This is a genomic window from Mycolicibacterium helvum, from assembly GCF_010731895.1.
GTDB classification, from domain to species: domain Bacteria; phylum Actinomycetota; class Actinomycetes; order Mycobacteriales; family Mycobacteriaceae; genus Mycobacterium; species Mycobacterium helvum.
The window spans coordinates 5,327,430-5,350,197 of record NZ_AP022596.1; the positions used below are offsets into that span (position 1 = coordinate 5,327,430).

18 protein-coding genes are annotated in these 22,768 nt (G+C 64.7%); 10 read left to right on the forward strand and 8 right to left on the reverse strand.

The window, feature by feature from the left end; translation table 11 throughout:
• Positions 1-173: 173 nt before the first annotated feature.
• From G6N38_RS25025 to G6N38_RS25040, 4 genes are all read right to left on the reverse strand, one after another.
• Complete coding sequence (locus G6N38_RS25025; protein ID WP_163750722.1) at positions 174-1,643, reverse strand: FAD-dependent oxidoreductase; 1,470 nt, start codon at positions 1,641-1,643, stop codon at positions 174-176.
• Positions 1,640-2,548, reverse strand: a complete 909-nt coding sequence (bphC, locus tag G6N38_RS25030; protein WP_163750723.1) for a biphenyl-2,3-diol 1,2-dioxygenase — start codon at positions 2,546-2,548, stop codon at positions 1,640-1,642. Before bphC ends, G6N38_RS25025 begins: the two co-directional genes overlap by 4 nt.
• Before the next feature lie 10 nt (positions 2,549-2,558).
• Entirely contained in the window at positions 2,559-3,740 is a 1,182-nt protein-coding gene (locus G6N38_RS25035; protein ID WP_163752370.1) for an acyl-CoA dehydrogenase family protein, read from the reverse strand.
• A 99-nt stretch (positions 3,741-3,839) separates the two neighbouring features.
• The gene (locus G6N38_RS25040) at positions 3,840-4,919 is read right to left on the reverse strand and encodes a ferredoxin--NADP reductase (protein ID WP_163750725.1); all 1,080 of its coding nucleotides are present in this window, start codon (positions 4,917-4,919) and stop codon (positions 3,840-3,842) included.
• A gap of 102 nt (positions 4,920-5,021) precedes the next feature.
• Here G6N38_RS25040 and G6N38_RS25045 point away from each other — a divergent pair, with 102 nt between their 5' ends.
• The 6 genes from G6N38_RS25045 to G6N38_RS25070 all read left to right on the forward strand — a co-directional run bounded on the left by G6N38_RS25045 (position 5,022) and on the right by G6N38_RS25070 (position 11,541).
• The gene (locus G6N38_RS25045; RefSeq protein ID WP_163750727.1) at positions 5,022-6,635 is read left to right on the forward strand and encodes a flavin-containing monooxygenase; all 1,614 of its coding nucleotides are present in this window, start codon (positions 5,022-5,024) and stop codon (positions 6,633-6,635) included.
• Positions 6,636-7,442 (forward strand): mycofactocin-coupled SDR family oxidoreductase, encoded by an 807-nt coding sequence (locus tag G6N38_RS25050; RefSeq protein ID WP_163750729.1) that lies wholly within the window; start codon positions 6,636-6,638, stop codon positions 7,440-7,442.
• The gene (locus G6N38_RS25055; protein ID WP_163750731.1) at positions 7,439-8,272 is read left to right on the forward strand and encodes a mycofactocin-coupled SDR family oxidoreductase; all 834 of its coding nucleotides are present in this window, start codon (positions 7,439-7,441) and stop codon (positions 8,270-8,272) included. The genes G6N38_RS25050 and G6N38_RS25055 overlap by 4 nt, the downstream gene beginning before the upstream one ends.
• 83 nt (positions 8,273-8,355) lie before the next feature.
• The gene (locus tag G6N38_RS25060; protein WP_163752372.1) at positions 8,356-9,186 is read left to right on the forward strand and encodes an SDR family oxidoreductase; all 831 of its coding nucleotides are present in this window, start codon (positions 8,356-8,358) and stop codon (positions 9,184-9,186) included.
• Positions 9,187-9,317: 131 nt separating this feature from the next.
• Positions 9,318-10,172 carry an enoyl-CoA hydratase gene (locus G6N38_RS25065; RefSeq protein ID WP_163750733.1) on the forward strand — a complete coding sequence of 285 codons (855 nt, stop codon included), beginning with the start codon at positions 9,318-9,320 and terminating at the stop codon, positions 10,170-10,172.
• 85 nt (positions 10,173-10,257) lie between these two features.
• Entirely contained in the window at positions 10,258-11,541 is a 1,284-nt protein-coding gene (locus G6N38_RS25070; RefSeq protein ID WP_163750735.1) for an HNH endonuclease signature motif containing protein, read from the forward strand.
• 20 nt (positions 11,542-11,561) lie between these two features.
• Here the strand turns inward: G6N38_RS25070 and G6N38_RS25075 are convergent, their stop codons facing one another.
• The 3 genes from G6N38_RS25075 to G6N38_RS25085 are packed head-to-tail and all read right to left on the reverse strand — an operon-like array spanning position 11,562 to position 15,127.
• On the reverse strand, positions 11,562-13,022 hold the full coding sequence (locus G6N38_RS25075) for an FAD-dependent oxidoreductase (RefSeq protein WP_163750736.1): 1,461 nt from the start codon (positions 13,020-13,022) through the stop codon (positions 11,562-11,564).
• 1 nt (position 13,023) lies between these two features.
• The gene (locus G6N38_RS25080) at positions 13,024-13,932 is read right to left on the reverse strand and encodes a VOC family protein (RefSeq protein WP_163750738.1); all 909 of its coding nucleotides are present in this window, start codon (positions 13,930-13,932) and stop codon (positions 13,024-13,026) included.
• A 13-nt stretch (positions 13,933-13,945) separates the two neighbouring features.
• Complete coding sequence (locus G6N38_RS25085; protein WP_163752374.1) at positions 13,946-15,127, reverse strand: acyl-CoA dehydrogenase family protein; 1,182 nt, start codon at positions 15,125-15,127, stop codon at positions 13,946-13,948.
• Between the two features lie 119 nt (positions 15,128-15,246).
• Between G6N38_RS25085 and G6N38_RS25090 the strand changes: the two genes are divergently transcribed.
• Entirely contained in the window at positions 15,247-16,857 is a 1,611-nt protein-coding gene (locus tag G6N38_RS25090; protein WP_163750740.1) for a flavin-containing monooxygenase, read from the forward strand.
• On the opposite strand, the gene G6N38_RS25095 is transcribed toward G6N38_RS25090, so the two are convergent.
• Entirely contained in the window at positions 16,854-17,708 is an 855-nt protein-coding gene (locus G6N38_RS25095) for an alpha/beta fold hydrolase (RefSeq protein WP_407662816.1), read from the reverse strand. The genes G6N38_RS25090 and G6N38_RS25095 overlap by 4 nt on opposite strands.
• 169 nt (positions 17,709-17,877) lie before the next feature.
• Between G6N38_RS25095 and G6N38_RS25100 the strand changes: the two genes are divergently transcribed.
• The 3 genes from G6N38_RS25100 to lhgO are packed head-to-tail and all read left to right on the forward strand — an operon-like array spanning position 17,878 to position 22,723.
• Positions 17,878-20,100, forward strand: a complete 2,223-nt coding sequence (locus G6N38_RS25100; RefSeq protein WP_163750743.1) for an adenylate/guanylate cyclase domain-containing protein — start codon at positions 17,878-17,880, stop codon at positions 20,098-20,100.
• Positions 20,100-21,515, forward strand: a complete 1,416-nt coding sequence (locus tag G6N38_RS25105) for a mechanosensitive ion channel domain-containing protein (protein ID WP_163750745.1) — start codon at positions 20,100-20,102, stop codon at positions 21,513-21,515. Before G6N38_RS25100 ends, G6N38_RS25105 begins: the two co-directional genes overlap by 1 nt.
• Positions 21,516-21,520: 5 nt before the next feature.
• Positions 21,521-22,723 (forward strand): L-2-hydroxyglutarate dehydrogenase, encoded by a 1,203-nt coding sequence (lhgO, locus tag G6N38_RS25110; RefSeq protein WP_163750747.1) that lies wholly within the window; start codon positions 21,521-21,523, stop codon positions 22,721-22,723.
• Positions 22,724-22,768 lie beyond the last annotated feature (45 nt).

The window sequence follows — 22,768 nt, forward strand, 5'->3', positions numbered from 1 at the left end:
CAGCATCATGCCAACCAGGCATATGACTATTAGTCATATAGTTTTAGCACAGGGATGTGCTCGCTGTCACATGAAACGCCGTGAGAAGTTGGCGGTCACCGCGAGAGCCCGCGGCAGAGTGCAGCACGCACTCACCACCGCCAGGTGGGAGAGGAGAGCTCGGTCTGGTCGAGCTACGCGCTCGACGCCGCACTACCCGCGCGACGGCCATAGAAACTGCCGTCACCGAGTGAGATACCGCTGGCGTAACCCCACGCCGCAAGCCCCGCGGTACAGCGCCCCGCCGCGAACAGTCCGGGGATGGGGTTCCCGCTGACATGCAGTACTTCGCCGTCCAAAGAGGTCATCAGTCCGCCGAGGGTGAAACCGCCGCAGCTCGCCCGCAGGTCGATCGCGCCGACCGGGGTCCCGACGGGCTTGATCCACTCCGGCTTCTTGTGCAGCAACGGATCCTCGCCGCGGGCGGCCGACTCGTTATAGGCCCCGATCGTCGCCTGCAGCGAGCCGACCGGCAGACCGATCTCGGCCTCGAGCTCGGCGACCGTCTCGCACACCCACGTCGCGGGCCGCTTGAGCACCGGGGTGGCCGAGATCGCGGCCATCGCGTGCTCTTGTGCGTCACCGTCGATGATCAGGTAGGCGGTGTCATCTTGTCGGTACAGCGTCAGCTGACCGATCCGGCCGGAATACATGTCCTCAGGGACATACCGCTGGCCGAGGGCGTTGACGAGTACGCCACGGACGGTCTGCTGTGGATCGATCAGGAACGCCACCTCGGTGGCATCCATGTGCGCGAGGTCGGCGCCGAGTGCCTGCGCCATCCGGATCGCCCGCCCGTCGTGCTGTTCGATCGACGCAGCGGGGCGTCCCGCGATAGCGGGTGCAAACTGCTTGACCATCGACTCGCTGTGGGCGAAGCTGCCCGCCGCCAACATGACCCCGCGCCGGGCGCGCACCCGCACCGGCCCGCCATACTGCTTCGCGATCACGCCCGACACCCGACCGTCGGACTCGACGACCAGCGTCTGGGCCCGCACGTCATAGATCGCTCGTACGCCGAGCGACGTCGCGGTCTCGACCAGCGGCTTCATCAACATGAAACCGCCGCTCTTCTCGCCGGCAACTTTCCCGGCCATCTGCGGGATGTGCCCGCGCGGAGCGGGTTCGGCGATCATGTTGAACGGGTAAGCGTTCTCGCCGCCGGTGAACATCAGACCCTGATCGCCGGGCGGCTCCCAGCCGGGCTCTCCCCAGAACTCCGGCTTGAACGGCACTCCGCAGTCGGTGAGCCAGTCGAAGTGGCCGAGGCTGCCCTCGCAGTAGTCGGCGATGCGAGCCTCATCGGCGCCCGGCCCCATCGCGACATTGAGGAAGGCCGCCATGTTCGCCGGGGAATCCTCGAAACCACAGGCCTTCTGGATCGGCGTGCCGCCGCCGAGGTAGATGAACCCACCCGCCATTGCCGCGGCGCCGCCCCACGATCCGGTGCGTTCGAGCACCAGGACATCGGCGCCGGAGCGCGCTGCCTCCACCGCAGCCGCCGCACCCGCGATGCCGTAGCCGACGATGACCACGTCGGCCTCATGGTCCCAGTGGTCGATCGACGATGCGGGAACCGGGCTGACGTCATCTTCGACTGTCATGGACGCATGGCCGCCGGAAGGTCGGACACCCACTGATGCCCCCAGTAGCTGTCGGCGGTGATTTCCTCTGCGGTGTAGTACATTTCGTCGACGCGCATCCCTTCGGTGCCGAATTCGATGTCCCAATCGCCCGGCGCGCGCACGTAGAACGACACCATCTTGTCGTTGGTGTGCCGACCCAGGGTCGACGATAGTGCAAAGCCCTCGGCGTCGACCCGATCTAGCGCCTGACCCACTGCGTCGAGCGAGTCGACTTCGACCATCAGGTGGATCAGCCCGGGATCGCGAACCGTCTGCGCGGGGCAGATCGCCAAACTGTGGTGACGTTGGTTGACACCCATGAACCGCACCCGGATCGGGCCGAATTCGGGCGGCGCGGGGACCCGGAATGCGCCGCGGGACTTGAACCCCAGGACGTCGGTGTAGAAGGCGAACGCTCCGTCGACGTCGAGGGCGGGCAGCACGACGTGGCCCAGTCCCTGATTGCCGGTGACGAAACGCGCGCCGAACGGGGTCACGACAGGGGAGTGGTCGAGGACCGCGCCGTGGAAGACCTCCAGCGAGGTTCCGGCGGGATCGTCGAAGGCGATCGCTTCCTCAACACGCCTGCTGTCTGCTTCATCCAGTGACAGTTGCTTGAAGGGAACACCGGCGGAATCGAGGGAAGTTTTGACCCGCTCCAGGTCGGCATGGTCGCGCACCTCCCATCCGACCGTGACGATTTTGTCCACATCACCGGGCACGACGATGATGCGCGCGGCTCGTTCGTCCATCCGTAGATACAGCGCTGACGCATCGGAACCCTTGCCCTGGGCAAAACCGAGGACGCCGAATGCGAAATGTCGCCAGCGTTCGATATCGGAGGCGGCAACGGTGACGTAGCCGAGGCCTTTGATGAGACTCATGTTTCTCCTGTCAGATCATCGCCCGGAGCGGCCCCTGCGGGTCCACGCCCAGCGAGCTCAGGGCGGCGGCGTGGTAGACCGTTCCGGGAACGTGGATCGCGTGCGCCTGCCCGACGTGCACATCACGCCAATACCGTTGCAGCGGTTTGTCCATGCGTGCAGCATTGCCGCCGCACCGCGCGAAGATCTCGTCGACCGCGGACACCGCGCGCCACACCGCGCGGACCTGGGTACGGCGACCCGCCGCTCGGTCCTCGAAAGACACCTCCTTGCCGGCGTCGACCATGTCGTAGATGCGGTCGGCGTTGGCGAGCAATTCCTGGCGGGCGGCGTTGATGTCGGCGGCCGCCTCGCCGATGGCATACATGACGTAGGGGTCGTCCTTGATCGCTACTCCGCTGGCGCTCACGCGCTCCCGCTGATAGTCCAGTGCGGCGGCCAGTGCACCTTCGGCGATGCCGATGGTGGCCGAGGAGATGCCCAGCGGGAACATCGTCGACCACGGCATCAGGTACAGCGTCTCGGTCATCCCGGCTTCCCGCTGAGCGGTGCCATCCATCACTTTCATCGCGTCCATCGTGCGATAGGACGGTACGAAGGCGTCCTTGACGATGACGTCCTTGGACCCGGTGCCACGTAGTCCCACCACATTCCAGGAGTCCTCGACGATGGTGTAGTCCTTGCGCGGCAGGATCATGTGCAGCATCTGCGGGGGCATCAGGGGCTTGCCGTCGGTGTCGCCGAGCATCGCACCCAGGAAGATCCAGTCACAGTGGTCGGTCCCGGAGCTGAACTGCCAGCGGCCGTTGAAGATGTAGCCGCCGTCGACCGGCCGGGCGACGCCCTGCGGGGCGTATGGCGAGGCCACCCAAGTATCGACGTCGTCGGCCCAGATCTCCTCGGCGACCCGCGGGTCGGCGTAGGCCAGTTGATAGGGATGCACGCCGACGACGCCGTTGATCCAACCCGCGGACGGATCGAGCGCGGCAGTGGCCATGACCGTCTCAGCGAATTCGCGCGGATGAACTTCCAGCCCGCCGTGGATCCTCGGCTGAAGCAGGCGGATGTTGCCCGCCGACTTCATCAGCTTCACGGTCTCGTCGGTGAGCTTGCCGGCCTTCTCGCCCTCAGTTCCCTGGCCGCGCAGTTCCTCGGCGACCTGGCGCACCCGGTCGATTACCCGCTCAGTCATCATCTGGTCCTATCGTCGCTGGGTGCTGTCGATGGTGTACCGGTGGGGCGGGGATTGCGGCAACGGTTCCCGGTCAGCGGAAAGCGGTTGTCGGCAGGCTCAGAACTCAATGTGCAGATCGTCGGAGACCGGCCGCGCCTGGCAGGCCAGGATCAGACCGTCGGCAAGATCCTCGGGCTCGAGAATGTCGCAGGTGGCCATGTCCACCTCGCCGCGCACCACGGTCGCCGCGCACGACCCGCAACGGCCCTCCTTGCATGAGTAGGGCACGTCGACGCCCGCGGCGATCATGGTATCCACCAGGGTCGCTTGTCGCGGCCATCGCAATCGGTGGCTCTCGCCGTTCAGGTCGAGGAGCACGCTGACGGCGTCACCATCGTCGGGACCGCCGTGCGACGCTGCGACATCGTCGGTGAACGGGTCACCCGACAGTGACTGGAAGATTTCGAGGTGGACCCGTTCGCGTGCCACGCCCGCCTCGGCGAGAGTGTCTTTGACCATCGCCATGAACGGCGCAGGCCCACAGATGAACGACTGCAACGTGGCAGAACCTGCCAGAACCGTTTGGGTGAACCCACTCATCTGGGCGCGAGTGGGAAGACCTTGGACGGATTCCAGCCAGTGCAGCACCGTCAATCTCCCGGCGTACCGCGCGGCCAGTTCGCGCAACTCGTCGGCGAAAATCACCGAGCGTTCATCGCGGTTCGCATAGCACAGCACCACTCTGCCCGTACCCGCTGCCAGCACGGATTTCAGAATCGACATGACAGGCGTGATACCGCTGCCAGCCGCCCACAGCAGGAAGTCCTCATCGAGGTCGGCCGGAGTGAACACCCCCGAAGGCGGTAGCACTTCGATGGAGTCGCCAGCAGATACGTTGTCGCACAGCCAGTTCGATGCGTATCCGTCGGCCGTCCGTTTCACCGTGACCTTGGGTGCGGAATCGGTGTGCGGCGAGCTCGCCAGCGAATAGCAGCGTGCCACCGACCCGGTCTGTCGGCTGGGCACTCGAAGTGTCAGGAACTGTCCGGGCCGATAGCGAAACCGTTCACGGTGGTCGTCGGGGATCTCGAACACCAGCGACGTCGCGTCAGCGCCCTCCGGTATGACATCGGCTACCGTCACCATCACACCCCGTCCCGGGATGACCACTTCACTGCCGTTGTCGACGTTGGGCATGGGATTGATTCTCCGGCGCGATGGCCGGTAGCCGCCGTCTTGGCGTCCGGTGACCGGGAGGGACCTCGTACGGAAGTCTCAGGACCGCTTACCGTTCGGCGCGTGAGCAGTGAATCGAAGACCTCTGTGGATGTCGTTGTGGTCGGGGCCGGGTTCGCTGGCCTGTATGCCCTGCACAAGTTCCGCTCGCAGGGACTGTCCGTCCGGGTGTTCGAGGGGGCACCTGACGTGGGCGGCACCTGGTACTACAACCGCTACCCGGGCGCCCGGTGTGACGTCGAGAGTGTGGACTACTGCTACTCGTTTTCCGATGAGCTGCAGCAGGAATGGACGTGGACCGAGAAATACGCCACCCAGTCAGAGATCCTGGCCTACATCAATTGGGTTGCCGACAAGCTCGATCTGCGGCGCGATATCACCTTCAACACCCGTGTGACGGGCGCCGCGCTCGACGAGCAGAGGTTGCGGTGGACCGTGAGCACCGACAGCGACGAGACCGTCGAGGCTCGATTCGTCGTGATGGCGACCGGCCCGCTGTCCGCAGCCATGACCCCTGACTTTGAAGGTTTGGACACCTTCGGCGGCGAGGTTTACCACACGGCGCACTGGCCGCACGAAGGCGTCGACTTCACCGGTAAACGAGTTGCTGTCATCGGCACCGGATCCTCAGGCGTCCAATCCATACCGATCATCGCCGAACAAGCTGAGCACCTGTATGTCTTCCAGCGCACGCCGAACTACAGTGTCCCAGCGGGCAACCGGCCCTTGACGGCCGACGAAGTCGCCGACACCAAGGCCAACTATGCCGAACGACGGCGGATGTCCTGGCGCAGCGGCGGCGGCTCACCGCACGTCGCGCATCCCAAGCTGACGATGGAGGCGACACCCGAGGAACGGCGGGCGGCGTTCGAAAAGCGCTGGGAGCTTGGCGGTGTGCTGTTCTCGAAGACCTTCACCGACCAGATGGTGTCCCTGGAAGCCAACGAGGAAGCGCGAAAGTTTTACGAAGAGAAGATCCGATCGGTGATCGACGATCCCGAGCTCGCCGAGCTTCTGATTCCGAATGACCATCCGATCGGCACCAAACGAATCTGCACGGACTCGAACTACTTCCAGACGTTCAACCGGCCCAACGTGACGCTGGTGAGCGTGAAGAAAACTCCTATCGAGTCGATCGACGCCACGGGCATCGCCACCTCTGAGGCGCACTTCGAGATCGATGCGTTGGTCTTGGCCACCGGATTCGACGCGATGACCGGCACGCTTGCGAAGATCGACATTGTCGGCCGTGGTGGCCGGCGATTGGTCGATGATTGGGTCAACGGACCGCGCACGTACCTCGGACTGGGCACCGACGGGTTCCCTAATTTGTTCCTGGTGTCCGGTCCGGGAGCTCCGGCGGTCCTGGCGAACATGGTGCTCCATGCCGAGGCCCACGTGAATTGGATCGCCGACGCCATCGAGTACCTCGATGATTGCGGCTACGACGCCATCGAGCCGACCACCGAGGCGGTCGACAACTGGATCGCCGAATGCGCCCAGCGTGCCGAGGCGACACTGTTCACAAGAGCCAACTCCTGGTACATGGGTGCGAATGTGCCGGGTAAGCCGCGCCAATTCATGCTTTTCATCGGTGGATTCGGGACCTACCTCGACATCTGCAGCGAGGTGGCCGCCGCCGGATACAAGGGGTTCGATCTGCTCAAGGTGCCGTAGATGCCGTCGGGCTTGCGCGACAAGGTCGTTCTGGTCACCGGTGCGGGCCGAGGCACGGGCCGGGTGCACTGTGAGCGGTTCGCCGACGAGGGTGCTGACATCATCATGGTCGACCACATCGGTGCCGCGGACGACCTCCGCGAAACCGCGCACCTGGTCGAACATCGGGGCCGGCGTGCCGTCGCCGGAACGGCCGACGTCGCCGACCTCGCCGCAGTCACCGCCGCGGTCGACAAGGGTGTTGGGAAACTCGGCCGTCTCGACGTCGTCGTCGCCAACGCCGGCATCCATTCTCCCGGCGGACCCGCGTGGCAGATCAGTCCGCAAGACTGGCAGCGCACCCTCGACATCAACGTGACCGGCGTGTGGCACACGGTCCGTGCCGGCGTTCCACACATCGGTCTCGACGGCGGCTCCGTCGTGATCATCAGCTCCACCAACGGTTTACGAGGCACCGCCGGTACCGCGCACTACACGGCCAGTAAACATGCCGTTGTCGGGCTGGCCCGCACGCTCGCCAACGAGCTGGGTCCTCGCCGTATTCGGGTCAATACCGTGCACCCCGGCGCGGTCGCCACACCCATGGTGCGGAACACGGCAACGTACAAGCGGCTGCGGCCCGATCTCGACAACCCCACCGAAGTCGACGCCGCCGAGGTTCTCACCGCGCGCAACCTGCTTCCGGTGCCGTGGGTTGAGCCCGTCGACGTGGCCAATGCGGTCGTGTTTCTCGCATCCGACCACGCCCGTTACATCACCGGAGCTCAACTGGTCGTCGACGCGGGCCTGACCCAGAAGACGATATGACCGGGCGGCTGGCGGGAAAGACCGCACTCATCACCGGGGCGGCACGCGGCATCGGCCGTGCCCAGGCAGTCCGGTTCGCCGAGGAGGGCGCGGCGATCGTGGGCCTCGACATCTGTGGACCCGTCGACTCGGTGCAGGTGCCACCGAGCACGCCGGAGGACCTCGACGAGACGGCGCGGCTGGTCGAAGATCGTGGTGGCCGCATGGTGACCGACATTGTCGACGTGCGCGATCTGGACGCGTTGCGGGCGGCAGCAGATCGAGGTGCCGGCCATTTCGGTGGACTCGATATCGTCTGTGCGACGGCGGGAATCACTTCCCGTGAGTATGCCGTCGACATGACCGAGTCAATGTGGCGGACCATGCTGGACGTCAACCTCACCGGGGTGTGGAACACCTGTACTGCTGCCATTCCCCATCTGATCCGTGGTGGCGGCGGCTCGGTGGTCCTGGTGAGTTCGATCGCCGGGCTGCGCGGCTTGGTCGGCGTCGCTCACTACACGGCCGCTAAGCACGGTGTCGTCGGCTTGATGCGAAGCCTCGCAATCGATGTCGCGCCGCACGGGATCCGGGTCAACTGTGTGCATCCGACCAACGTCGATACACCGCTGATTCAGAACGACGTGGTGCGAAGTGGGTTTCGACCCGACTTGAGCCGGCCGCCGACCAGGGATGAGTTCGCTGAGTCCGCAACCCGGATGAACCTGCTTCCGGTGCCGTGGGTCGACCCGGTGGACGTCGCCAACGCCAGTCTTTTTCTGGCGTCCGACGAGGCGCGTTACATCACCTCGGCCAGCTTGCCGGTCGACGCGGGCGCTACTCAACGATGAGTAGCGCTACTCAACGATGAGTAGGAGTTGAGAGACGGGTGTCCGAGCAGCGCGTGTATGTCGTGACCGGGGCGGCCTCTGGTATGGGAAGAGCCGCCGCCGACTGCTTGAGAGCTGATGGCCACCGGGTGATCGGCGTCGACCTTCGCGACACCGAGGTGATCGCCGATCTCTCGACCGCCGGGGGACGGTCGACCGCCGCCGGTGCGGTGCTCGCGATGACGAACGGGCGGCTCGACGGCGCCGTCTTGGCCGCGGGGGTCGGTCCTCGGCCCGGAGCGCAGAACGTACCGACCATCTTGTCGGTCAACTATCTGGGTGTCGTGGAGCTGGTCGAGGCGTGGCTGCCCGCACTCGCCGCTGCCGGCTCCGCGAAGGTCGTTGTCGTGGGGAGCAATTCGGCGACCACCATGCCGATGGTTCCCGGACGCGCGGTGCGCGCGTTGTTACGCGGTGACCTCGATGCTGCGGTGCGTGCTGTACGGATGTTTCGATCGGCGGCGCCGGCGATGGCCTACGGCGCCTCGAAGATCGCGCTGATGCGCTGGGTGCGCCTGACGGCGGTGCAGCCGGAATGGTCCGGCGCCGGGATCCGGCTCAACGCGATCGCGCCGGGTGCTGTGGACACACCGTTGCTCGGTGAACAGCTCGCGACACAACGCGAGGCCAAGGCCGTCACAACGTTCCCGGTGCCCATCGGAGGTTTCGGCAACGCCCGCCACCTCGGCGAGTGGATGCGATTCATGGTTTCCGACGCCGCTGACTTCCTCTGCGGCAGCGTGATCTTCGTCGACGGGGGATCGGACGCGTACTTCCGCGCCACGCACTGGCCACGGCGGGTTCCGACCGCCGGGATACCGCGGTACCTGTACCGAATGGTTGCGTTCAGGCATGTGCGATCGCGACGGTCGTAAGGTCGAACCGCGGAGATAGTGTTCGCCCGAGTGTGACCCGGTCGACTCCCAGTCAATGGCACACATTGTGTGACTGCGCTTCGACCGCGATGCACATTGGAGGCACACATGGAATGGGCGGAGGATCTGAGATGACTGCAGTCGACAACGACGTGGTGACCTACGAAGTCGTCGGCGGAACGGCGGTGGTCACGATGAATCGACCGCGGTACCGCAACGCGCAGAACTCCGTCATGACCTACGCACTCGACGCCGCGTTTCAACGGGCCGTCGACGACGACGATGTGCGCGTGATCGTTTTGGCCGGCAACGGTGACCATTTCAGCGCAGGCCACGACATCGGTACACCGGACCGCGACCACCACGTGTCCTATGAGAACAAGGCCGCGCTCTGGTGGGATCACGTCGACAAAGAGGGCGGCGACATGCGCTACGCCCGTGAGGTCGAGGTCTATCTGGGCATGTGCCGGCGGTGGCGCGAGATCCCGAAACCCACCATCGCGATGGTGCACGGTGCTTGCATTGCCGGCGGCCTCATGCTGGCCTGGGTCTGCGACCTGATCGTCGCCTCCGAGGACGCCTTCTTCTGTGATCCAGTGGTGCGAATGGGAATTCCGGGGGTCGAATACTTCGCGCACCCATGGATTCTGGGGTCCCGCTTCGCCAAGGAGATCCTTTTCACGGGGGACAAGTTCGGTGCGCAGCGCGCCTACGAGATCGGGATGGTCAATCGAGTCGTGCCCAAAGCCGAACTCCGCGACGCGACACTGGCGATCGCCGAGCGCATCGCGACAATGCCGAGATTTGGTCTCGCGCTGACCAAGCGGGCGGTCAACCAGTGCGAAGATCAGATGGGATTGCGCAACGGGATGGATGGGGTGTTCGGGCTGCATCACTTCGCGCATGCGCACAACGTGGAGGTGGGTCGAGACTCGCTCGGTGGGCTGGATGCCAAGACGATGGCCGCACCTCGTAAACGGCCGTAGCCCAGAGTTTTCCACAGACGCGCGTTCGTCCACAGCTGCCGCTGGAAGCCTCGAGACTGTCGGTGGCCCGACATAGAATTCGAACATGGTTTCGATCTCGGCAGCGTTGGATGCGCTGGACGCTGCGGTCGGACTTCTGGGTGCCGCTGATATCGAGGAGTTGCCGGCGGCCCAGCGGTTCGCCGCGATCGAGCGGCTGGAGAGTGCGGTGCGTCGCCAGGTCGCGGTATCCCATGAGCAGATCACCCAGCTGGAGCGCTACGAGGGCTGTCCGCCGATCCCGATCGTGTTGGCTGACGTGTTGCGGATCAGCCGGACAGCGGCCAAGCGTCGAATGCGCGATGCCGGACAACTGACCCCGCGCAGAACAATGACCGGCGAGCCGTTGGCGGCGCTGCTGCCAGAGACCGGCACGGCGTGGAAGGCCGGCGAATTGGATGGCGAGCACGTGCGCGTCATCCAGAAGTTCTTCCGCGATCTGCCCGATCACGTCGGTCTGGTCGAAGAGGAGAAGGCCGAACGCACCTTGGCGCAGCATGCCCGGACGCTGCGGCCGGATCAGCTGGAGAAAGTGGCCGATCGGTTGGCCGTCCACCTCAACCCCGACGGGAAGTACTCCGAGGAAGACCGGGCCCGCAAGCGCGGCTTCCAGTGGTGCGGGGGCCAACGCCCAGACGGAATGAGCGTCGGAAAGCTCATCGCTGATCCGGTGCTGAGGGCACAACTGGATGCGTTGTTCGCCAAAACTGCCGCGCGTGAGCCCGACGATGTGCGCAGTCATGCTCAGCGCCAACACGACGCGTTGGCCGATCTGGTCCGCAGCCGCCTAGGAGATCCGAAACTAGGCCAGCACAACGGACTTCCGGTCACCATGATCGTCACGACGACCCTCCAGGAGCTGCAGCGCCGTGCGGGACACGCAGTCACCGCCGGCGGGACGCTGATCCCGATCACGGACCTCATCAGAGCAGCCACGCCGTCATACAACTACTTGGCGGTGTTCGACGGTGTGACGGGCAAATCGCTGTGGTTGGGTCGCAGCAAGAGGTTGGCCTCAGCCGATCAGCGAATCATGTTGCTGGCCAAATACCGTGGCTGCTCAGCGCCCGGGTGCACCGTCAACGGCTACAACAGCCAGGTCCACCATGCGGCCAAGGATTGGAAGCACGGCGGCACCACCGACATCGACGACATGACCCTGGCCTGCTCATGCGACAACCTCCTGGTCGAAAACCACGGCTGGACCACCCGCCAACGTCCCGACGGCCAGACCGAGTGGATCCCGCCATCCGGCGTCCCGCTGCGCGGAGGTGTCAACGACTATCACCACCCAGAACGATTGCTTCCCAAAGACGACGAAAAAGATTGAGGTAAACGGCAGCTGACGCGCTATCCGCGCGCCGCTGAGCGGCCGGCCCGACGGCCGTAGAAACTGCCGTCTCCCAGCGAGATACCGCTGGCGTAGCCCCACGCCGCGAGACCCGCAGTGCAGCGCCCGGCCGCGTACAAGCCGGGGATTGGTTCGCCACTGACATGCAGCACCTCGGCCGAAAGGCTGGTGCGCAACCCGCCGAGGCTGAAGCCGCCGGTCGCATGCCGCAGATCGATGGCTCCGATCGGGCTGCCCAGCGGGCGTAGCCACCGAGCTTTCTTGTGTAGCAGGGGGTCCTCACCGCGTTCCGCACCTTCGTTGTAACGCGCCACCGTGTCTTGCAGGCTTCCGAAGGGGAGACCCATCTCGGCCTCGAGCTCGGCCACCGTCTCGCACACCCACTTCGGCTTCCGCAGAATAAGTTTCGGCGTTTGTGACGCCAGGGCCCCGTCCTGGCCCTGCTCGTCAATGATCAAGAAGGCTTTGTCCTCCTGGTAGTACAGCGTGTGTTGGCCCGCGCGGCCCGGGTAGGTGTCCTCGGCCACATAGCGCTGCCCTCGCGCATTGACCAGGATCCCGCGCACCAGCTGCTGTGGATCGACCAAGAAGGCGACCTCGGTGGCGTCCGTGTGCGCCAGATCGGCGCCCAGTGCCTGGGCCATCCGGATACCTTGTCCGTCATGGTGTTCCACCGCTGAGATGGGCCTACCGGCGATGCGAGGCGTGAAGCGGGCCATCATTGATTCGTTGTAGGCGAAGCTACCGGTGGCCAGCACCACCCCGCTGCGAGCCTTGATCGCGATGTCGGTGCCGTACTGGCGGGCGGTGATGCCGACCACCCTGCCGTCGGACTCGACGATCAGCGCCTGTACCCGCACATCGTAGACCGACTGTACGCCCAGCCCCGTCGCGGTCTGCACGAGCGGCTTCATCAGCATGAACCCGGCGCTGGCCTGGCCCTGCTTCTTGTTCTGCATCTTCGGCACGTGCCCCCGCGGCGCCGGTTCGGCAATGGTGTTGAACGGGTAGGCATCCTCGCCGCCGCTGTACATCAGTCCTTGGTCGCCCAACGGTTCCCAACCTGGCTCGCCGAAGAACTCCGGTTTGAACGGCACCCCGCAGTCCACCAGCCACTCGAAGTGGGCCACGCTGCCGGCGCAATAGTCGGCGATGCGCTCCGTGTCGGCGCCCGGACCCATCGCTGTGTTGAGGAAAGCCGCCATATTGTCAATGGAATCGCTGAAACCACAGGCTGTTTGCAGCGGTGTGCCACCACCCAGATAGATGAACCCACCGGCCAATGCCGCCGCACCACCCCAGGCGCCGGCCCGTTCGAGCACCAGCACATCAGCGCCCGCCCGCGCGGCCTCGACCGCCGCGGTCGCCCCGGCGACCCCGTATCCGGCGATTACCACATCGGCTTCGTGATCCCAGCTCGTTACCGAGGCGGCCGAGACCGGGCGGAGCTCGGCGCTCACGTCAGGGCCGCATGGCGGCCGGCAGGTCGCCGACCCACTTGTGGCCCCAGTAGCTGTCGGCGGTGATTTCCTCAGCGGTGTAACGAGTTTCGTCAACCCGTAGACCGCCAGTACCGAACTCGATGTCCCAGTCGCCGGGCGCCCGGACGTAGAACGACACCATCTTGTCGTTGGTGTGGCGGCCCAACGTAGAGGACAGCTGAAACCCTTCCGCCGCGATGCGGTCCAACGCCGCCCCGACCGCGTCGAGCTCGTCGACCTCCACCATCATGTGGATCAATCCGGGGTCGCGCTGGTGGGTTGCCGGCGCGATCGCCAGGCTGTGGTGGCGTTCGTTGATACCGAGGAAGCGAATCCGGATCGGCCCGAATTCCTTGGGCAGCGGCACCCGGAACGCTCCCCGGGACACGAAACCCAATACCCCGGTGTAGAAGTCGAACAGCCCGGGCGCGTCGAGAGCAGGTAGCACCACGTGACCCAGCCCTTGGTCGCCGGTGACGAACCGGGCGCCGAACGGGGTGACGACGGGGCTGTGGTCGAGGACCGCGCCGTGGAACACCTCCAGATGGGTGCCGGCCGGGTCGTCGAACGCCACGACCTCCTCGACTCGCCGGTCGTCGGCTTCGGACTGTGACAGTTGCTTATAGGCCACCCCGGCACCGTCGATCACGTCCTTCACCTGCTCGAGTGCTGCGTGGTCGCGGACCTCCCAGCCGACGGTGGCGATCCGGTCACCGTCGCCGGGAATCACGATGATGCGGGCGGCGCGCTCGTCCATCCGCAGATACAGCGCCGAGGGATCCGGTCCCTTTCCTTCGGCGAAACCCAAGACACCAAAGGCGAATTGGCGCCATCGGTCGATGTCGGCGGTGTGGATGGTGACGTAGCCGAGGCTCTTGAACAGGCTCACCAGTCCGCGCCTGTCAGATCATCGCCCGCAGCGGGCCCTGCGGCTCGACGCCGAAGGAGCTCAGCGCGGCGGCGTGGTAAGTGGTGCCCGGCACGTGGATGGCGTGCGCCATACCTGTGTGGGCATCGCGCCAGTAGCGTTGCAGCGGCTTGTCCATCCGCATCGCGTTGCCGCCCGAGCGGGCGAAGATCTCATCCACCGCGCTGACCGCGCGCCACACTGCGCGGACCTGCGTCCGTCGCCCGGCTGCCCGATCGGCGAACGAGACCTCCTTGCCGGAATCCACCATGTCGTAGATGCGGTCCACGTTGGCCAGGATCTCCTGGCGAGCGGCGTTGATGTCGGCGGCCGCCTCACCGATCGCGTACATCACGTATGGGTCATCTTTGATGGCGGTGCCTGCCGCGCTGACGCGCTCACGCTGGTAGTCCAGATGCGCAGCGAGTGCCCCCTCGCAGATACCGATGGTCGCCGAGGAGATGCCCAGCGGGAACATCGTCGACCATGGCATCAGGTAGAGGGTGTCGGTCATGCCGGCCTCCCGCTGGGCCGTGCCATCCATCACCTTGAACGCGTCCATCACGCGGTAGTCGGGGACGAAGGCGTCCTTGACGATGACGTCCTTGGAGCCGGTGCCGCGCAATCCGACAACATCCCAGGAATCCTCGACGATGGTGTAGTCCTTGCGCGGGAGGATCATATGCAGCATCTGCGGCGGCATCTGGATCTTGCCGTCGGCGTCGCTCTTGATGGCGCCGAGGAAGATCCAATCGCAGTGGTCGGTACCCGAGCTGAACTGCCACCGTCCGTTGAAGATGTAGCCGCCGTCGACCGGCTTGGCGATGCCTTGGGGGGCGTAGGGGGAGGCCACCCAGGTGTCGACGTCGTCGGCCCAGATCTCCTCGGCCACCCGTGGGTCGGCATAGGCCAGCTGGTAGGGGTGCACGCCGACCACACCGTTGATCCAACCGGCGGCGGGGTCCAGTGCGGCCAGCGCCATCACGGTCTCGGCGAACTCACGCGGATGTACTTCCAAGCCGCCGAACTTCGCGGGTTGAAGCAGCCGGATATGGCCGGCTTCCTTCATGGCCTTGACGGTCTGGTCGGTGAGTTTGCCGATCTTCTCGGCCTCTACAGCCTGCTCGCGCAGCTGATCAGCTAGCTGCATGGTTGTGTCGAGCACCGAAGCGGTCATCATTCATCCTTGTCAAGGTTTGGGCTGTCAGTTTCATCCTGAACCCGCGAGACGGTCAGTATCGGGCAATGTCCCGATGAGCGGGGCAAGTTAGCCGGTGTCGACCTACGCTGCTCGGCATGAGCGCAGGCAACGACGCACTCGACGTGGTGGTGGTCGGCGCCGGATTCGCCGGGCTGTACGCGTTACACAAGTTCCGTCAGCAGGGCCTTTTGGTCAGGGCCTTTGAGGCGGCCCCCGATGTGGGCGGCACCTGGTATTTCAACCGCTACCCGGGGGCGCGGTGTGACGTCGAGAGCGTCGACTACAGCTACTCGTTCTCCGACGCGCTGCAGCAGGAATGGACGTGGACCGAGAAGTACGCCGCCCAACCGGAGATCCTCGCCTATCTCAACTGGGTCGCCGACACACTTGACCTGCGCCGTGACATCACGTTCAGCACCCGGGTGACATCCGTCGTGCTCGACGAAACCGCCCTGCGCTGGTCGGTGGCGACCGATGACGACCAGACCGTCACCACCCGATTCGTCGTGATGGCCACGGGGGCGTTGTCGTCGGCGATCACGCCGGCATTCGAAGGTCTCGAGGATTTCGGCGGCGAGATCTATCACACCGCGCACTGGCCGCACGAGGCGGTGGATTTCACCGGCAAGCGGGTGGCGGTCATCGGCACGGGTTCCTCAGGCATTCAATCGATTCCGATCTTCGCCGAGCAGGCCGAGCAGCTGTACGTCTTCCAGCGCACCCCCAACTACAGCATTCCGGCAGGCAATACCGCGCTGACACCCGAGCAGGTGGCCGAGGTCAAAGCCACCTACCCCGAGCGCCGGCGGATCTCGATGCGCAGCGGCGGCGGTTCGCCTTATGTGGGCACGACCAGGCTGACCATGGAAGTGTCGGCAGAAGAACGGCGCGAGGAGTTCGAAAAGCGTTGGCGGCTAGGCGGTGTCCTGTACTCCAAGACGTTTCCCGACCAGCTGACCAACTCCGAAGCCAACGACGAGGCACGCAGGTTCTGGGTGGAGAAGATCCGGGCGGTGATCGACGATCCACAGATTGCCGAGTTGCTGATCCCCGACGATCACCCGATCGGATCGAAGCGAATCTGCACCGACGCCAATTACTTTCAAACCTTCAACCGGCCCAATGTGGCATTGATCAGCGTCCGCCGCACGCCCATCACCTCGATCGATCAGACCGGCATCAACACCTCAGATGCCCACATCAACTTCGATGCGATCGTGTTCGCCACCGGATTCGACGCGCTCACCGGCTCATTGGGCAAGATCGAGATCGTCGGTCGCGGGGGAGAGCGGCTGCTCGACGACTGGGCCGAAGGACCCCGCAGTTACCTCGGACTGGGCGACGACGGCTTCCCGAACCTGTTCGTCATCACCGGCCCTGGCGCGCCCGCTGTGCTGGCCAACATGGTGTTGCACGCCGAGTCCCATGTTGACTGGGTCGCCGACGCCATCGGCTACCTCGACAAGCATGGTTACGCCGGCATCGAGGCGACCCCGGAGGCCGTCGAGAACTGGCTCGCCGAACTCGATCGGCGCGCTGCGACCACCCTGTTCCCGCGAGCCAACTCTTGGTACCTGGGTGCCAATGTGCCGGGCAAGCCACGGGTCTTCATGCTCTTCATCGGCGGCTTCGGTGTCTACAACGACATCTGTGCCGAAGTCGCCGCCGCCGGATACAAGGGCTTCGAGCTGATCAAAGCGGGCTAATCCCGCTGCAGGAAGCTCATCACCGTGCTCTCGAAGGCTTGCTTGGCCTCGATCATCACCCAGTGCCCACAGTTGGGAAACACGTGCAGTTCGGCGTTGGAGATGGTGCGCATCGGGATCAGCGCCATGTCCAGCGGGCTGACCCGGTCGTCGCGGCCCCAGGTCAGTAGCGTCGGCGCCTTCACCTTGTGCATGGTGGCCCAGGGCAGTGGGAAATCGGCGTTGCGCATCATCTTCGTCATGGCCGCGAAGGCGGCCTTGCCGTACATGCGGCGCGCGCTGGCCAGCGTGTCCGGGTCGGTGGCCAGTGTCCAGCGCTCTTCAATGAGCTGTTCGGTCACCAGTGCGGGGTCATAGACCATCGAGTTGAGCCAGTCGACCAACCGTTGCCGGGTGGGGTCCTCGGTGAATTCCTGCAGCAGCCGGATGCCCTCACTGGGGCCTGAGCTGAAGATATTGGTGCCGATTCCGCCGATGGTCACCAGCTTGCCGATCCGGTCGGAAAAGTTGATCGCGAAGTTGATGCCGACGCCGCCGCCCATCGAGTTGCCGATCACATCGACTCGGTCCAGGCCCAGGGCGTCGACGAAGGCCGGCACCGCTGCCTGCGCGTCCAGCATGGGGTGGCCACCGAAGTCGTCGCTGACCCCGAAACCGGGAAACTCCAGCACCAGGCACCGGTAATGCTCGGCGAAAAATGCCAGGTTGCCGCGGAAGTTCCGCCAGCCGGTGACCCCGGGGCCGGACCCGTGCAACAGCAGCAGAACGGGTCCTTCGCCGGCCTCGTGGTAGCGCAGAACGCCCTTCTCGGTGGAGATCTCGCGCCGCGTGCCTTCGTAAGTCGTATCCACGGGTGCTATCCGATCACCGCCGCCGCCGGGATGGCAACCAGGCGTACCGGTGGACGGGCCGCGACATCCACAAATTCACCATTGGCCACAGCAGCCTCATTGGTCACAACGTGCGGTAATCTGCTCGGGGACCCGTGTCTTTCGGGTCGTGGCGGGCGAAGGGATGCCTATGACGCAGGTGTCTGACCAAGACGCTGCCGAGGCGGTTACCGAGAGGGACCCGGCGGCCGACTTGCCGCGAAACCGCCTAGATCGTTTCCGCCGCCGGCGGCTGTTGGCCCACGTGAGCATCCTGTCCAAGTTGATTCTCATGATGGTGCTCTGCACCGTGCTGGCGTCGGCTGTCATCGGCGGGATCGCGTTCCAGGCCGGACGCAGTGAGATGCGTGACGCCGTATTCAGCCGGTTGACCGAGGTGAGGGAATCCCAGGCGCGCGAGCTGACCTCTCAGATTACCGATCTGAGAAATTCGCTGATCATTTATACCCACGGAGTGGTCGCTCGCAACGCGCTCGAGGCGTTCACCGCGGGATTCGACCAGCTGGCGAACGCCCAGATCAACCCAGAGCAATCGCGGTCGATCGTCGACTACTACAACAACGGCTTCATCAACGAGGTCGAACGTTACAGCGGCACCAAGCTCGACCCCGCCGCCGTGCTTCCGACATCCAACGCCCAGCGATATCTGCAAGCCAACTACACCGCAAAGAGGCCCCTCAATCTCGATGACGGCGATCAATATGCCATCAGTCTGGATGACGCCCACGATGGAAGTGCGTGGTCCGCGGCCAATGCTCAGTACCAGGACTTCTTCCGGCAGATCGTGACACGCTACGAGTTCGAAGACGCGCTTCTGATCGACGGGCGCGGCAACGTCGTCTACAGCGCTTACAAGGATGTCGACCTCGGTACGAACATCGTCGATGGCCCCTACGCTGGATCCAAGCTCCACTCGGCGTATCTGAAGGCGATGACGTCGAACACGGTCGACTATGTCGGGTTCACTGATTTCGAGCTTTATCAGCCAGCCGAAATGCAGCCGACTGCGTGGATGGTGGCCCCGATCCTCAATGACGGCCGCACGTCCGGGGTACTTGCGCTGCAGTTCCCGATCACCAAGATCAACCGGTTGATGACGTTCGATCAGCAGTGGCGGCAAGTCGGTATGGGTGACACCGGCGAGACCGTGTTGGGTGGCCCCGACGATCTGATGCGATCAGATTCGCGTCTCTTCCTGGAGAATCCTCAGCAGTACAAGACCGATGTCGTCGACGCCGGCACTCCTTCTGACATCGCTGACATGGCGATCCGGCAGGGTGGCACCACCTTGGTTCAGCCGATGACCTCGGCGGCGACCCGCAACGCCCAAAAAGGGGAGACGGGAACCATCATCACTCAGGACTACCTGGGGCAGGACACGCTTCAGGCCTACGCGCCGGTGGTGATCAAGGACTCCGACCTGCATTGGTCGATCGTCGCGAAAGTGGATACCAGCGAGGCGTTCGCTCGCGAGACTTCGTTCACCAAGACCATGGTTTTGGTTACCACCGGGATCATTTTCGTGGTGTGTCTGTTGGCGATCTATCTGGCCCAGGTATTCGTGCGGCCGATCAGACGTCTGGAAGCTGGCGCACAGCGGATCAGCGCCGGTGACTATAACGTCACCATCCCGGTCGACACCCGTGACGAAATCGGTGATTTGACAGAAGCTTTCAACGAGATGGGCCGCAGTCTGACGGTCAAGGAGGACTTGCTCAACGAACAGCGCAAGGCCAACGACCAGCTGCTGAGTTCCCTGATGCCTGAATCCCTCGCTGAGCGGTTCAAGCAGGGTGAGGAGACCATCGCCGTCGAGCACCAGAATGTGACCGTCATCTTCGCCGACATCATCGGGCTCGAGCGACTGCAGGCAGAGTTGGCCCCCGACGCGTCGCTGACGTTGATCAACGAATTGATCCGCCAGATCGACGCAGCCGCAGACACTCTAGGAATGGAAACCGTTCGCACGGTGCGGAACGGTTATCTCGCGAGTTGCGGGCTTACCGTTCCGAGATTGGACAATGTCCGCAGGACAGTCGATTTCGCGTTGGAATGTGAGCAGATCGTTGACCGGTTCAACAACGAGACCGGCAATGACTTGAGCGTTCGGGCCGGTATCGACACCGGCGCTGTCAGCAGTGGTCTGCTCGGCCGACCGTCGGTGGTCTATGACATGTGGGGTTCTGTCGTCAACCTGGCTCACCAGATCAAAGACGGCTCACCGCAATCCGGGATCTACGTCACCTCCAGCGTCCACGAGGTGCTGGAGGAGACGATGCGATTCGAGTCGGCGGGAACCACGTTGGTCGACGGTGAGGCGCAACCGATCTGGCGACTCTCGGGGCGCCGCTGATGGCTGACATATTTACTTCCGCATGGTTTTACTGGGCGATCGGAATCGCAGTCGGACTGCCGCTGGGTCTGGTCGCGCTGACTGAGTGGCAACATGCGTTGCAGCGCAAGAAGAGTGTGCTGCTGCGGCCCGTGACGATCCTGCGAAACTATTTGCTCCCGCTGGCCGCGCTGCTGCTGTTGATGCTGGAGGCCAATCGGGTTCCGCCCCAAGCTACATCGGTGCGGGTCGTGGCCACGCTCGCAGCCTTTGTCGTGCTTGTGCTGATGCTGTCGGGAATCAAGGCTGCTGTGTTCCAGAGCGCACCCGACGGCTCCTGGCGTAAACGCATGCCGTCGATCTTCCTCGACGTGGTGCGTTTTGTGATCATCGCGGTAGGCCTGGCGATGATTTTCGCCTACATCTGGGGCGCTAACGTCAAAGGACTGTTCACCGCGCTGGGGATCACTTCGATCGTCGTCGGCTTGACGCTGCAGAACTCGGTGGGGCAGATCATCTCCGGGTTGTTGATGCTCTTCGAGCAGCCGTTCCGGCTGGGCGACTGGTTGCAGACACCTCAGGCCAAGGGGCGTGTGGTGGAAGTGAACTGGCGCGCTATCCATCTGGAGACCGGCACCGGGCTGCAGATCACCCCGAACTCGGTGCTGGCCGCGGCGTCGTTCACCAACCTCAGCCGCCCCGAAGGTAAGCACACGTGCGAAGTGGAGACCGTCTTCGCCCACGACGATCCACCCGAACGGGTATGCGCGATGCTCACCCTCGCGGCATCGGAGCTTCCTCAGCGTGACCCGAGCCGAAGCCCCAACACCGTCCCGATTGGCGGGATGCAATACCGGACGAAAATCCCGCTCATCTCGCCGGCAGAAGACGGCAAAGCCAAAGCTAGGTTCCGGCGCTGGATCTGGTACGCCGCACGCCGGGAAGGGCTGCACCTCGACGAAGCTGACGATTCGTTCTCCACACCGGAGCGGGTAGAAGAGGGCATTGTCAAGGTAGTCGGTCCGACATTCCGGTTGACCCGCGAGGAGCACGAGGACCTGGTCGAGCATGCCAGGATCGAGTGCTACGCCGACGGCGAGCGGATGCAGCGAGCGGGCGAGACACCCTCCGGGATGACATTCGTCCTGGCGGGCGCTGTGCAGATGAACGCAATCATGGAAGACGGCTCCGAGGTGATCGCCTGGACTCAGGATGAGGGTTCCTTCCTGGGGCAGTCCACGCTCACCCGTCAGCCGGTTCTCGGGTCCGCCTATGCGGTCGGGGAAGTCACCGCGGTATACGTCGGCCGCGATAAGATCGCTGATCTGGTGCAGCGCAATCCGCAGCTGCTACAGGAGCTGGGCCGGACTATCGAGGAGCGCCGCGCGCACGTGCTTCGGGCCATTGACCAGGCGGCCGAAGTGGATATTGATTGAGCGACATGGCTTCTGCCGCAGCGTATGACCTGGTGGTCGTCGGAGCCGGCATCATCGGTCTGGCCGTGGCCAGGGAGTGGATCCAGCGCCGCCCCGCCGACTCGGTGGCCGTCCTCGAACGCGAGGACCAGCCGGCACGCCACCAGACCGGTCACAACTCCGGGGTGATCCACGGCGGCATCTACTACCAGCCGGGATCGCTCAAGGCCCGGCTGTGCGTCGAAGGCGCCCGCCTGATGTACGAGTACTGCCAGCACAATGGCATCAGCCATGAACGTTGCGGCAAGCTGATCGTCGCGTTGTCTCCTGACGAGTTGGGTCGGCTGAACGACCTGGAGGCACGGGGCATCGCCAACGAAGTGCCCGGGCTGCGCCGGATCGGTGCCCAGGAGATCGCCGATATCGAACCCAATGCCGTTGGGCTGCAGGCACTTCACGCACCCAATACCGGCATCGTTGACTACCCCGCGGTGGCGCGGGCGCTGGTTGGCGAACTCGTGGCGGCAGGCGTCACGGTCCGCTTCGGCAGCGCGGTCACGGCGATCGACGGCGCCGACAAGCCGGTCGTCCACACCGCCGACGGTCCGCTGCGCGCCCACACGGTCATCGCATGCGCCGGGCTGTGGGCTGATCGGCTCGCCCGCCGCGCCGGAGCGCCGCGCGAGCCCCAGATCGTGCCGTTCCGCGGCGCCTACCTCGGACTGAAGTCCACCGAGCAGCCCCGGCTGAACGGGATGATCTATCCGGTGCCCAACCCCGAGCTGCCCTTCCTGGGCGTGCACATCACCAAGCACATCACCGGTGACGTGACGCTCGGTCCGACCGCCATGATGGTCGGCGCCCGCGACGCATACTCGTTGCGCCGGTTGAGTGTTCGGGATTCCTGGGAGACGCTGACCTGGCCGGGCACCTGGCGGGTGGCGCGCCGGTACTGGCGGGTGGGGCTCGGGGAGATCCGGATGGCCGCCAGCAGACGGGCCTTCGTCATCGCGGCTGCGCGCTATATGCCGGGCCTGTCGCTGGCCGACCTGGACGGTAGCTCGCACGCCGGCGTGCGCGCGCAGGCAGTCGGCCGAGACGGCACGCTGGTCGACGACTTCGTCATCTCCCGCGACGGTCACATCTCACACGTGCGCAACGCGCCGTCGCCGGCTGCGACCTCGGCGTTTGCGCTGGCCCGCGAACTGGTTGACCGCGTCACCCGCTGAGCGCCTCAGTACTGCTGATGCCCTGCGCTGGAGATGAGCCTGGCG